Source organism: Escherichia sp. E14S1, from assembly GCF_004211995.1.
GTDB lineage: Bacteria > Pseudomonadota > Gammaproteobacteria > Enterobacterales > Enterobacteriaceae > Escherichia.
Window position 1 is genome coordinate 51,269 of the sequence record NZ_RHJQ01000006.1, and the last position, 13,458, is coordinate 64,726.

General features: G+C 52.0%; 12 protein-coding genes. 11 read left to right on the forward strand and 1 reads right to left on the reverse strand.

Annotated elements, in window-relative coordinates; all coding sequences use genetic code 11:
- Nucleotides 1-197: 197 nt before the first annotated feature.
- The 8 genes from priA to D9734_RS07830 all read left to right on the forward strand — a co-directional run bounded on the left by priA (nt 198) and on the right by D9734_RS07830 (nt 8,897).
- Nucleotides 198-2,396, forward strand: coding sequence for a primosomal protein N' (priA, locus tag D9734_RS07795; protein WP_130206602.1), 2,199 nt, complete (start codon nt 198-200; stop codon nt 2,394-2,396).
- Between the two features lie 155 nt (nt 2,397-2,551).
- Nucleotides 2,552-3,577, forward strand: coding sequence for a DNA-binding transcriptional regulator CytR (gene cytR, locus D9734_RS07800; RefSeq protein WP_130206604.1), 1,026 nt, complete (start codon nt 2,552-2,554; stop codon nt 3,575-3,577).
- 91 nt (nt 3,578-3,668) lie between these two features.
- The gene (ftsN, locus tag D9734_RS07805; protein ID WP_130206606.1) at nt 3,669-4,628 is read left to right on the forward strand and encodes a cell division protein FtsN; all 960 of its coding nucleotides are present in this window, start codon (nt 3,669-3,671) and stop codon (nt 4,626-4,628) included.
- A gap of 92 nt (nt 4,629-4,720) precedes the next feature.
- Nucleotides 4,721-5,251: an ATP-dependent protease subunit HslV gene (gene hslV / locus D9734_RS07810; RefSeq protein WP_000208242.1), complete on the forward strand. Its 531-nt coding sequence runs from the start codon at nt 4,721-4,723 to the stop codon at nt 5,249-5,251.
- Nucleotides 5,252-5,260: 9 nt separating this feature from the next.
- Nucleotides 5,261-6,592 (forward strand): HslU--HslV peptidase ATPase subunit, encoded by a 1,332-nt coding sequence (hslU, locus tag D9734_RS07815; protein ID WP_001293348.1) that lies wholly within the window; start codon nt 5,261-5,263, stop codon nt 6,590-6,592.
- Between the two features lie 66 nt (nt 6,593-6,658).
- Nucleotides 6,659-7,585, forward strand: a complete 927-nt coding sequence (menA, locus tag D9734_RS07820) for a 1,4-dihydroxy-2-naphthoate polyprenyltransferase (RefSeq protein WP_130206608.1) — start codon at nt 6,659-6,661, stop codon at nt 7,583-7,585.
- A gap of 92 nt (nt 7,586-7,677) precedes the next feature.
- Nucleotides 7,678-8,163, forward strand: coding sequence for a ribonuclease E activity regulator RraA (gene rraA, locus D9734_RS07825; RefSeq protein ID WP_130206610.1), 486 nt, complete (start codon nt 7,678-7,680; stop codon nt 8,161-8,163).
- A gap of 59 nt (nt 8,164-8,222) precedes the next feature.
- Nucleotides 8,223-8,897, forward strand: a complete 675-nt coding sequence (locus tag D9734_RS07830; protein ID WP_130206612.1) for a hypothetical protein — start codon at nt 8,223-8,225, stop codon at nt 8,895-8,897.
- Between the two features lie 251 nt (nt 8,898-9,148).
- Here the strand turns inward: D9734_RS07830 and zapB are convergent, their stop codons facing one another.
- Nucleotides 9,149-9,394 carry a septal ring assembly protein ZapB gene (zapB, locus tag D9734_RS07835; protein ID WP_001296623.1) on the reverse strand — a complete coding sequence of 82 codons (246 nt, stop codon included), beginning with the start codon at nt 9,392-9,394 and terminating at the stop codon, nt 9,149-9,151.
- Nucleotides 9,395-9,818: 424 nt separating this feature from the next.
- Between zapB and glpF the strand changes: the two genes are divergently transcribed.
- The 3 genes from glpF to glpX all read left to right on the forward strand — a co-directional run bounded on the left by glpF (nt 9,819) and on the right by glpX (nt 13,404).
- Entirely contained in the window at nt 9,819-10,664 is an 846-nt protein-coding gene (gene glpF / locus D9734_RS07840; protein WP_130206614.1) for a glycerol uptake facilitator protein GlpF, read from the forward strand.
- A gap of 22 nt (nt 10,665-10,686) precedes the next feature.
- Nucleotides 10,687-12,195, forward strand: a complete 1,509-nt coding sequence (gene glpK / locus D9734_RS07845; protein WP_130206616.1) for a glycerol kinase GlpK — start codon at nt 10,687-10,689, stop codon at nt 12,193-12,195.
- A 198-nt stretch (nt 12,196-12,393) separates the two neighbouring features.
- Nucleotides 12,394-13,404, forward strand: coding sequence for a class II fructose-bisphosphatase (glpX, locus tag D9734_RS07850; RefSeq protein ID WP_130206618.1), 1,011 nt, complete (start codon nt 12,394-12,396; stop codon nt 13,402-13,404).
- Nucleotides 13,405-13,458 lie beyond the last annotated feature (54 nt).

Sequence of the window (13,458 nt, forward strand, 5' to 3'; positions counted from 1 at the left end):
ACCTCGGTTTAAGGCCGCGTCGCTCTTCCAGCCCTAACGCCAGACACCACGCGATGTTTAAAGTATAGTTTCAATACGATCATTTCGTATCAAAGGCGCCGAATCATACAGAAATTAACCAGCGTATGCAAACTGATCCGCACTCCTCTACCGCAATGTGTATACTGTTCCACCGAATTTCAAGTCAGGATGATGCTATGCCCGTTGCCCACGTTGCCTTGCCCGTTCCGCTTCCCCGCACCTTTGACTATCTCCTGCCAGAAGGCATGACTGTTAAAGCCGGGTGTCGCGTGCGCGTGCCGTTTGGCAAACAGCAGGAGCGCATCGGGATTGTCGTGTCAGTTAGCGACGTCAGCGAGTTGCCGCTCAACGAACTGAAAACCGTAGTAGAAGTGCTGGACAGTGAACCCGTTTTTTCCAGTTCCGTTTGGCGCTTACTGCTTTGGGCGGCGGATTACTATCATCATCCAATTGGCGATGTATTGTTTCATGCCTTGCCGATTTTATTGCGCCAGGGGCGGCCTGCGGCGAACGCGCCCATGTGGTACTGGTTTGCTACCGAACAAGGCCAGGCGGTGGATATCAACAGCCTGAAACGTTCGCCTAAGCAACAACAGGCGCTGGCGGCGTTGCGGCAAGGGAAAATCTGGCGTGACCAGGTAGCGGAACTTGAATTCAACGATGCCGCACTACAGGCGCTGCGCAAAAAAGGTCTTTGCGAGCTGGCAAGCGAAACGCCGGAATTTAGCGACTGGCGAACGAACTATGCTGTTACTGGCGAACGTCTACGGCTGAATACCGAACAAGCCACCGCCGTTGGCGCAATTCATAGCGCGGCGGATACTTTTTCTGCCTGGCTGCTGGCGGGCGTTACCGGTTCCGGTAAAACAGAGGTTTATTTGAGCGTGCTGGAAAACGTGCTCGCTCAGGGCAAGCAGGCGCTGGTGATGGTGCCGGAAATCGGCCTGACACCCCAGACGATCGCCCGTTTTCGTGAACGGTTTAATGCGCCAGTGGAAGTTCTGCATTCCGGCCTGAATGACAGTGAGCGCCTTTCGGCCTGGCTGAAAGCGAAAAATGGCGAGGCGGCGATTGTGATTGGCACCCGTTCCGCACTGTTTACACCGTTTAAAAATCTCGGTGTGATTGTTATCGATGAAGAGCACGATAGTTCCTACAAGCAGCAGGAAGGCTGGCGCTATCATGCCCGCGACCTGGCGGTATATCGCGCGCACAGCGAGCAAATCCCGATAATTCTCGGTTCGGCAACACCCGCGCTGGAAACGTTATGCAACGTGCAGCAGAAAAAATACCGCCTGCTGCGTCTGACACGTCGGGCGGGTAATGCGCGTCCGGCAATTCAACATGTACTGGATTTAAAAGGTCAGAAGGTGCAGGCGGGGCTGGCTCCGGCGTTAATCACCCGTATGCGCCAGCATTTGCAGGCCGATAACCAGGTCATTCTCTTTCTTAACCGCCGTGGTTTTGCGCCTGCACTGCTGTGCCACGACTGCGGCTGGATTGCCGAATGTCCACGTTGCGATCACTACTACACGTTGCATCAGGCGCAGCAGCATTTGCGCTGCCATCATTGCGACAGTCAGCGTCCAGTACCGCGCCAGTGTCCGTCCTGCGGCTCTACCCATCTGGTGCCGGTGGGTCTGGGAACAGAACAACTTGAACAGACGTTAGCGCCGCTTTTCCCTGGTGTAGCCATTTCACGTATCGACCGCGATACCACCAGCCGTAAAGGCGCGCTGGAGCAGCAACTGGCAGAAGTGCATCGCGGCGGCGCGCGAATTTTGATTGGCACGCAAATGCTGGCGAAAGGTCACCATTTCCCGGATGTAACGCTGGTTGCATTACTGGACGTGGACGGCGCGCTGTTTTCTGCCGATTTTCGCTCGGCGGAGCGTTTTGCCCAGCTATACACCCAGGTGGCAGGCCGTGCCGGACGCGCAGGTAAACAAGGCGAAGTGGTGCTGCAAACGCACCATCCGGAACATCCTCTCTTACAAACCTTGCTGTATAAAGGTTATGACGCTTTTGCGGAACAGGCGTTGGCCGAGCGGCGAATGATGCAACTGCCGCCGTGGACCAGCCATGTGATTGTGCGCGCGGAGGATCATAACAATCAGCACGCGCCGCTGTTCCTGCAACAGTTGCGTAATCTGCTTCTCTCCAGCCCACTGGCGGATGACAAATTGTGGGTTCTCGGCCCGGTTCCGGCGCTGGCGCCTAAACGCGGCGGTCGCTGGCGCTGGCAAATCTTGTTGCAGCACCCTTCCCGCGTGCGTTTACAACACATCATCAATGGCACACTGGCGCTTATCAATACCATACCGGATTCACGCAAAGTGAAATGGGTGCTGGATGTTGATCCCATTGAGGGGTAAACCGCTCACGATGCGAGGCGGATCGAAAAATTAAATATTCATCACACTTTTCATGAAAATTCTGTAACCGTTTTCACACACTATCTGCTAAAAATGTTGCCGATATGAAGTAAACATGGATGTAGTACGCCTGACGTGCCAGGCGAGGAGTGAGTGTGAAAGCGAAGAAGCAGGAAACTGCCGCAACAATGAAAGACGTTGCCCTGAAGGCAAAAGTCTCTACAGCGACCGTCTCCCGAGCATTAATGAATCCAGATAAAGTCTCCCTGGCCACCCGTAATCGGGTTGAAAAAGCAGCCCGGGAAGTGGGTTATTTTCCGCAGCCAATGGGGCGTAACGCTAAGCGTAATGAATCCCGAACGATTCTGGTGATTGTCCCGGATATCTGCGACCCCTTCTTTAGCGAAATTATTCGCGGTATCGAAGTCACGGCGGCAAGTCATGGATATCTGGTACTGATTGGCGACTGCGCACACCAAAATCAGCAGGAAAAGACCTTTATCGACTTGATCATCACCAAACAAATTGATGGCATGTTGCTGCTGGGTTCAAGGCTGCCGTTTGATGCAAGCATAGAGGAACAACGTAATCTGCCGCCGATGGTGATGGCGAACGAATTCGCACCAGAGCTGGAACTGCCTACGGTTCATATCGACAACCTGACCGCTGCCTTTGATGCCGTAAATTATCTGTATGAACAAGGGCATAAACTGATTGGCTGTATTGCCGGCCCCGAAGAGATGCCATTGTGTCACTACCGTCTACAAGGCTACGTGCAGGCACTGCGTCGCTGCGGCATTATGGTTGATCCGCAATATATCGCCCGGGGCGACTTCACCTTCGAAGCCGGAAGTAAAGCCATGCAACAGCTGCTCGACCTTCCGCAACCGCCAACTGCCGTCTTCTGTCATAGCGATGTCATGGCGCTCGGCGCACTTTCTCAGGCGAAACGCCAGGGGCTGAAAGTCCCTGACGACCTTTCCATAATCGGTTTTGACAACATCGACCTGACACAATTTTGCGATCCGCCGCTGACAACCATTGCACAGCCGCGCTACGAAATTGGTCGGGAAGCTATGCTGTTACTGCTTGATCAAATGCAGGGGCAAACGGTCGGAAGCGGCTCACGTTTAATGGACTGCGAGCTTATTATCCGGGGATCGACGCGCACGTTATCTTAAAGTAAACCTTTAAGGCTTCCGTGACTGGTCAAAGGCCCGCCGCTTAAGTAACATGGCGGGCTGACGAACGAATAAATACAGCGAAACGATAGTGGCACAACGAGATTATGTACGCCGCAGCCAACCGGCACCTTCGCGGCGAAAAAAGAGCACCTCACGGAAAAAGCAACGAAATATGCCTGCGGTTTCTCCCGCAATGGTCGCTATTGCTGCAGCCGTTCTTGTGACCTTTATCGGGGGTCTGTACTTCATTACGCACCACAAGAAAGAAGAGTCTGAGACGCTGCAAAGCCAGAAAGTGACCGGAAACGGGCTACCTCCGAAACCGGAAGAACGTTGGCGCTATATTAAAGAGCTGGAAAGTCGCCAGCCGGGCGTGCGTGCGCCAACAGAACCGTCTGCTGGCGGCGAAGTGAAAACGCCGGATCAGCTGACTCCGGAGCAGCGCCAGCTTCTTGAACAAATGCAGGCTGATATGCGTCAGCAACCAACGCAGCTTGCCGAAGTCCCGTGGAATGAGCAGACACCGGCACAGCGCCAGCAAACGCTGCAACGCCAGCGTCAGGCGCAGCAGTTAGCGGAACAGCAACGCCTGGCTCAGCAGTCGCGTACGACCGAGCAAAGCTGGCAGCAACAGACGCGTACGTCGCAAGCCGCGCCGGTACAAGCGCAACCGCGCCAGTCTAAACCGGCTTCTACCCAGCAACCGTACCAGGATCTGCTGCAAACGCCTGCGCATACAACCTCGCCGCCGAAGCCACAGCAGGCCGCACCAGTAGCACGCGCGGCTGAAGCGCCAAAACCAACAGCGGAGAAGAAAGATGAACGTCGCTGGATGGTTCAGTGCGGTTCATTTAAAGGTGCTGAACAGGCTGAGACTGTACGTGCGCAGTTGGCTTTCGAAGGCTTTGACTCGAAAATTACCACCAACAATGGCTGGAATCGTGTGGTCATCGGGCCGGTGAAAGGCAAAGAGAACGCTGACAACACCCTCAATCGTTTGAAGATGGCAGGCCATACAAACTGCATTCGGCTCGCCACCGGGGGTTGAAACCCTCAAAATCTCCCCCATCTATACTTGCATTATGCCCCGCACAATTGTGCGGGGCTTGAATTCTGTATTCCTAACCAAGGGGTCTGCTCGTGACAACTATAGTAAGCGTACGCCGTAATGGCCACGTAGTAATCGCCGGTGATGGTCAGGCCACACTGGGTAACACCGTAATGAAAGGCAACGTTAAAAAAGTTCGCCGCCTGTATAACGATAAAGTAATCGCAGGCTTTGCCGGCGGCACGGCGGATGCCTTCACGCTGTTCGAACTGTTTGAACGTAAACTGGAAATGCATCAGGGCCATCTGGTTAAAGCGGCAGTTGAGCTGGCAAAAGACTGGCGTACCGATCGCATGTTGCGCAAACTTGAAGCACTGCTGGCGGTCGCGGACGAAACTGCATCGCTGATCATCACCGGCAACGGTGACGTGGTACAGCCAGAAAACGATCTTATTGCTATCGGCTCCGGCGGCCCTTACGCCCAGGCTGCGGCACGCGCTCTGTTAGAAAACACAGAACTTAGCGCCCGTGAAATTGCTGAAAAGGCGTTGGATATTGCAGGCGATATTTGCATCTATACCAACCATTTCCATACCATCGAAGAATTAAGCTACAAAGCGTAAGGATCTCCCATGTCTGAAATGACCCCACGCGAAATCGTCAGCGAACTTGATAAGCACATCATCGGCCAGGATAACGCTAAGCGTTCCGTGGCGATTGCACTGCGTAACCGCTGGCGCCGCATGCAGCTCAACGAAGAGTTGCGCCATGAAGTGACCCCGAAAAACATTCTGATGATCGGCCCGACCGGCGTCGGTAAAACTGAAATCGCCCGTCGTCTGGCTAAGCTGGCGAACGCGCCGTTCATCAAAGTTGAAGCAACCAAATTCACCGAAGTCGGTTATGTAGGTAAAGAAGTCGATTCTATTATTCGCGACCTGACCGATGCCGCAGTGAAAATGGTACGTGTACAAGCTATCGAGAAAAACCGTTATCGCGCTGAAGAACTGGCAGAAGAACGTATTCTCGACGTGCTGATCCCACCGGCTAAAAACAATTGGGGACAGACCGAACAGCAGCAGGAACCTTCCGCTGCCCGTCAGGCATTCCGCAAAAAACTGCGTGAAGGCCAGCTCGATGACAAAGAAATCGAGATCGATCTTGCCGCAGCACCGATGGGCGTTGAAATTATGGCGCCTCCGGGAATGGAAGAGATGACCAGTCAGTTGCAGTCTATGTTCCAGAACCTGGGCGGTCAGAAGCAAAAAGCGCGTAAGCTGAAAATCAAAGACGCCATGAAGCTGCTGATTGAAGAAGAAGCGGCGAAACTGGTAAATCCGGAAGAATTGAAGCAAGACGCTATCGACGCCGTAGAACAGCACGGGATCGTGTTCATCGACGAAATCGACAAAATCTGTAAGCGCGGCGAATCCTCCGGCCCGGATGTTTCTCGTGAAGGCGTTCAGCGTGACCTGCTGCCGCTGGTAGAAGGTTGTACTGTTTCCACCAAACACGGGATGGTCAAAACAGACCACATTCTGTTCATCGCTTCTGGCGCATTCCAGGTTGCAAAACCGTCTGACCTGATCCCAGAACTGCAAGGTCGTCTGCCGATCCGCGTTGAGCTGCAGGCCCTGACCACCAGCGACTTTGAGCGTATTCTGACCGAGCCGAATGCCTCTATCACCGTGCAGTACAAAGCACTGATGGCGACCGAAGGCGTGAATATTGAGTTCACCGACTCCGGTATCAAACGCATTGCAGAAGCGGCATGGCAGGTAAACGAATCTACCGAAAACATCGGTGCGCGTCGTTTACATACCGTTCTGGAGCGTTTGATGGAAGAGATTTCCTACGACGCCAGCGATTTAAGCGGTCAAACCATCACTATTGACGCAGATTATGTGAGCAAACATCTGGATGCGTTGGTGGCAGATGAAGATCTGAGCCGTTTTATCCTATAATCGCGTTCAATCATTTTCATCATTGTTTGATGGGGCTGAAAGGCCCCATTTTTATTGGCGCGTATTATGACTGAACAACAAATTAGCCGAACTCAGGCGTGGCTGGAAAGTTTACGACCTAAAACCCTCCCCCTCGCCTTTGCTGCAATTATCGTCGGGACGGCGCTGGCATGGTGGCAAGGTCACTTCGATCCGCTGGTCGCTCTGCTGGCACTCATTACCGCCGGGCTATTACAGATCCTCTCTAACCTCGCCAATGACTACGGTGATGCCGTCAAAGGTAGCGACAAACCTGACCGTATTGGACCGCTGCGCGGCATGCAAAAAGGGGTCATTACCCAGCAAGAGATGAAACGGGCGCTCATTATTACCGTCGTGCTCATTTGCCTCTCTGGACTGGCGCTGGTCGCGGTGGCGTGTCATAACCTGGCTGATTTTGTCGGCTTCCTGATTCTTGGTGGGTTATCAATTATCGCCGCTATCACCTATACCGTGGGCAATCGCCCTTATGGTTATATCGGCCTGGGTGATATTTCCGTACTGGTTTTCTTTGGCTGGTTGAGCGTAATGGGCAGCTGGTATTTGCAGGCGCATACGCTGATTCCGGCGCTGATCCTTCCGGCAACGGCCTGTGGTCTGCTGGCAACGGCGGTGCTTAACATTAACAATCTGCGCGATATCAATAGCGACCGCGAGAATGGCAAAAACACACTGGTAGTGCGCTTAGGTGAAGTGAACGCCCGTCGTTACCATGCTTGCCTGCTGATGGGCTCGCTGGTGTGTCTGGCGCTGTTTAATCTCTTTTCACTGCATAGCCTGTGGGGTTGGCTGTTCCTGCTGGCAGCACCGTTGCTGGTGAAGCAAGCCCGTTATGTGATGCATGAAATGGACCCGGTGGCGATGCGTCCGATGCTGGAACGCACCGTCAAAGGAGCATTACTAACTAACCTGCTGTTTGTTTTGGGAATATTCTTAAGCCAGTGGGCTACATAACTGACAAATATCAATTAACAATTGATGATTTTGCCAACAACCCACATAGCGCGATATACTGAAAATTCTCGCAGCAACTGAATGTTAAGCCTATGAAATACGATACTTCCGAGCTTTGTGACATCTATCAAGAAGATGTCAACGTCGTGGAACCGCTGTTCTCCAACTTTGGTGGACGGGCGTCGTTTGGCGGACAAATCATCACGGTAAAATGTTTCGAGGACAACGGGTTGCTGTACGATCTGCTCGAACAGAATGGCCGTGGTCGTGTCCTTGTCGTCGATGGCGGTGGTTCTGTTCGTCGCGCACTGGTCGATGCTGAACTGGCGCGTCTGGCATTACAAAATGAATGGGAAGGCCTGGTCATTTACGGCGCGGTGCGTCAGGTAGATGATCTGGAAGAACTGGACATCGGCATCCAGGCGATGGCCGCAATTCCGGTCGGTGCCGCTGGCGAAGGCATTGGCGAAAGCGATGTCCGCGTCAATTTTGGCGGCGTCACCTTCTTCTCCGGCGACCATCTCTATGCCGACAATACCGGGATTATTCTTTCTGAAGATCCGCTGGATATTGAATAAGTATCTGCCATGCGTTAAAAGGGGAATTAAATTCCCCTTTTTTATACATGGACGTATTCATGCAGAATATTATTCTTTTAATTATATATTTATTTCTTATAGCCGTTAACCATTTCCGCTACAAATTCCTTTTATCTGGCAACACCGGTGAAATGATTTTATATTTTGCTAACGTATTTTTTAACCCACTTGCCCTATCATTTATTACCGCCACAATCATCTGTATAACGATAAAAAAAAGAAGCAGCCGCAGCTTTATTCGCGGCACTTGTTGGTTAATGGGATTATTTCTTATCTATAGCAGCTATACGGTGTGGGAACGGCACAGCACATGGGATTATACTTTCCCGGGGCCAGGTATCACCGTCACGGTTCCGAGCAAACAGTGGGTTGCCAATATAGTAAAACAAGGGCCAACCCTGGTGACTCGGGATGCCCATGCTATTTTAGCTATTGTTGCCTTCTCACAAAATGAACTCGGTGTACATTCAATCGAGGAACTTACCGCGACTCAAAACGGAACTGCAGAAATGCATGTTTGTGATGTTCAGGGATTTACCTGCGCTTATCAGGAAGGAGTGCAAACAATGAGTGATGGCAAAGTAAGACATGCTATTTTCATGACTCTACTGGATAACACTAATTTGATACAACTGGTCGCAGCCATCGACCCAGATTATTTGGACGAATATCAAGAAGAAGTAATGAAAATGATGCTTTCTGCCCGTCAATGATCTGATTGATATATTATTGATACGAGATGCATTATCTTATTAATACTATGGATATTAGTTGTTTTTCTTAGCCACCTTCAGCACAGCAATCTGTGGTACGGGGTCCCTGGCATGGCTGGAAAATATATCAGTTCAGTCTTTCTGGGGTCACTATTACGTCCCGTGCTTGTGTCAGGTCTTTTATGCGCATTCGCTCAAAAAACACTGAAGTAAAAAATAAGGCGCCTTGCGGCGCCTCTGCATGGAAGAGATTAAACCTCTTCCATACGACCCAGCAGGGCCTGCAGACGTTCCTGCCAGCCGTTCTGCTGTTCTTTCAGATGGTTGTTCTCACGCTCCAGCTCTTCGCGCTGATGCTGGGCATTTTGAACTTCCTGCGACAGTGAGTTGTTTTTTTCTTTCAGCTCTTCGATTTCCATCTGCAACAGAGTGATGGTATCAATCGCCTGCTGTACTTTTGCTTCCAGTTTCTCAAACACTTCTAATGACATTGTCATACCTCTCCTGAATTGCAAGGCGTTGATGGATAAAAATCCTCGTCCCGATTACCGGTGACGCCTTAATAAATACGAGCGCATTTTAGTTAGCTCCGATTGTATGAAGCCGCGCCATCGCTGTCCAGCGGCACGCCTTGTAGATTACGGTTTGCCACACTTTTCATCCTTCTCCTGGTGACATAATCCACACCAATAGAAAATGTTAATAAAATTGTTACATTAATGTTCTAACAAACATACATCATGTATAGACAGATGAAAAAAATAGCGCGATAACGCTCATTTTATGACGAAGCACACACATTTTAAGTTCGATATTTCTCGTTTTCGCTCGTTAACGATAAGTTTACAGCATGCCTACAAGCATCGTGGAGGTCCGTGACTTTCACGCATACAACAAACATTAACTCTTCAGGATCCGATTATGAGTCAAACATCAACCTTGAAAGGCCAGTGCATTGCTGAATTCCTCGGTACCGGGTTGTTGATTTTTTTCGGTGTCGGTTGCGTTGCTGCACTTAAAGTCGCTGGCGCGTCTTTTGGTCAGTGGGAAATCAGTGTTATTTGGGGACTGGGGGTGGCGATGGCCATCTATCTAACCGCAGGGGTTTCCGGCGCACATCTTAATCCAGCTGTCACCATTGCGCTGTGGCTGTTTGCCTGTTTCGACAAGCGCAAGGTTATTCCTTATATCGTTTCACAAGTCGCCGGAGCTTTCTGCGCTGCGGCATTAGTTTACGGGCTTTACTACAATTTATTCTTCGACTTCGAGCAGACCCATCATATTGTTCGCGGAAGCGTTGAAAGTGTTGATCTGGCGGGTACTTTCTCTACTTATCCTAACCCTCATATCAATTTTGTGCAGGCCTTCGCAGTTGAGATGGTGATTACCGCTATTCTGATGGGGCTGATCCTGGCGTTAACGGACGATGGTAACGGCGTACCGCGCGGCCCTTTGGCTCCCTTGCTGATTGGTCTACTGATTGCGGTCATTGGCGCATCTATGGGTCCATTAACGGGCTTTGCCATGAACCCAGCACGTGATATCGGTCCGAAAGCCTTTGCCTGGCTGGCGGGCTGGGGCAATGTCGCCTTTACCGGCGGCAGAGACATTCCTTACTTCCTGGTGCCGCTTTTTGGCCCTATCGTTGGCGCGATTGTTGGTGCATTCGCCTACCGCAAACTGATTGGTCGCCATTTGCCTTGCGATATCTGTGTTGTGGAAGAAAAGGAGATCACAACTCCTTCAGAACAAAAAGCTTCGCTGTAATGTGACTACGGGACAATTAAACATGACTGAAAAAAAATATATCGTTGCGCTCGACCAGGGCACCACCAGCTCCCGCGCGGTCGTGATGGATCACGATGCCAATATCATTAGCGTGTCACAGCGCGAATTTGAGCAAATTTACCCAAAACCAGGCTGGGTAGAACACGACCCGATGGAAATCTGGGCCACCCAAAGCTCCACACTGGTAGAAGTGCTGGCGAAAGCAGATATTAATTCCGATCAAATTGCAGCTATCGGTATTACGAACCAGCGTGAAACCACCATCGTCTGGGAAAAAGAAACCGGCAAGCCTATCTATAACGCTATTGTCTGGCAGTGCCGTCGTACCGCCGAGATCTGTGAGCATCTCAAGCGTGACGGCATGGAAGAGTACATTCGTAACAACACCGGTCTGGTGATTGACCCGTACTTCTCTGGCACCAAAGTGAAGTGGATCCTCGACCATGTGGAAGGTTCCCGCGAGCGTGCACGCCGTGGTGAACTGCTGTTTGGTACGGTTGATACCTGGCTTATCTGGAAAATGACTCAGGGCCGCGTTCACGTCACTGATTACACTAATGCGTCTCGTACCATGTTATTCAACATCCATACTCTGGACTGGGACGACAAAATGCTCGACGCGCTGGATATCCCGCGTGAGATGCTGCCAGAAGTACGTCGTTCTTCCGAAGTGTACGGTCAGACCAACATTGGCGGCAAAGGCGGCACGCGTATTCCGATCGCCGGGATTGCGGGCGACCAGCAGGCGGCACTCTTCGGCCAGTTGTGCGTGAAAGAAGGGATGGCGAAGAATACCTACGGTACCGGCTGCTTTATGCTGATGAACACTGGCGAGAAAGCAGTGAAATCAGAAAACGGTCTGCTGACCACCATCGCCTGTGGCCCGAGCGGAGAAGTAAACTACGCACTGGAAGGTGCGGTATTTATGGCGGGCGCCTCCATTCAGTGGCTACGCGATGAAATGAAGTTGATTAACGACGCCTACGATTCCGAATACTTTGCAACTAAAGTACAAAACACCAACGGTGTGTATGTCGTTCCGGCGTTTACCGGACTGGGTGCGCCCTACTGGGATCCGTATGCGCGCGGGGCCATTTTCGGCTTAACTCGTGGGGTGAACGCCAACCACATCATCCGTGCGACGCTGGAGTCTATTGCCTATCAGACGCGTGACGTGCTGGAAGCAATGCAGGCCGACTCAGGCATTCGTCTGCACGCCCTGCGCGTGGACGGTGGCGCGGTGGCAAATAACTTCCTGATGCAGTTCCAGTCCGATATTCTCGGCACGCGCGTTGAGCGCCCGGAAGTTCGCGAAGTGACTGCGTTGGGTGCGGCCTATCTTGCTGGTCTGGCGGTTGGCTTCTGGCAAAATCTCGACGAACTGCAAGAGAAAGCAGTGATTGAACGCGAGTTCCGTCCTGGCATCGAAACTACCGAGCGTAATTACCGTTACGCTGGCTGGAAAAAAGCGGTCAAACGCGCGATGGCCTGGGAAGAACACGACGAGTAATGTCAGGCACCTGAACCGATTGTCTGATGCTGATCGCCTGATGCGACGCTGACGCGTCTTATCAGGCCTACGAGCCGGATACATATCCGGCATCACACAGACTCTGAAATCGTGCGGGGGCAACCCCCGCACACATCAATAATCCGCTCCCTCCCCTGTGCTACACTTCGCGCCATTCCTTACTGCTTAGAGTTTGCTATGAGACGAGAACTTGCCATCGAATTTTCCCGCGTCACCGAATCTGCGGCGCTGGCTGGCTACAAATGGTTAGGACGCGGCGATAAAAATACCGCTGACGGCGCAGCGGTTAACGCCATGCGCATTATGCTCAACCAGGTCAACATTGACGGCACTATCGTCATTGGTGAAGGTGAAATCGACGAAGCACCGATGCTCTACATTGGTGAAAAAGTCGGTACTGGTCGCGGTGATGCAGTGGATATTGCTGTTGATCCGATTGAAGGCACGCGCATGACGGCGATGGGCCAGGCTAACGCGCTGGCGGTGCTGGCAGTAGGCGATAAAGGCTGCTTCCTCAACGCGCCAGATATGTATATGGAAAAGCTGATCGTCGGACCGGGAGCTAAGGGCGCCATTGACCTGAATCTGCCGTTGGCGGATAACCTGCGCAATGTTGCCGCGGCGCTCGGCAAACCATTGAGCGAACTGACGGTAACGATTCTGGCGAAACCGCGCCACGATGCCGTTATCGCAGAAATGCAGCAACTCGGCGTGCGCGTGTTTGCGATTCCGGATGGTGACGTTGCGGCCTCAATTCTCACCTGTATGCCAGACAGCGAAGTTGACGTGCTTTACGGCATTGGCGGCGCGCCGGAAGGCGTGGTTTCTGCGGCGGTGATTCGGGCGTTAGATGGCGATATGAATGGCCGTCTGCTGGCGCGTCATGATGTCAAAGGCGACAACGCAGAAAATCGCCGCATTGGTGAACAGGAACTGGCACGCTGCAAAGCAATGGGCATCGAAGCGGGTAAAGTGTTGCGTCTGGGCGATATGGCGCGCAGCGATAACGTCATCTTTTCCGCAACCGGTATCACTAAGGGCGATTTACTGGAAGGTATTAGCCGCAAAGGCAATATCGCCACTACCGAAACGCTGCTGATCCGTGGTAAATCCCGCACCATTCGTCGCATTCAGTCGATTCACTATCTGGATCGTAAAGACCCGGATATGCAGGTGCACATTCTCTGAGTGATTTGATCGATTGAGCCTTCCAGTCCTTCGGGACTGGAATTTTTTTGTTCG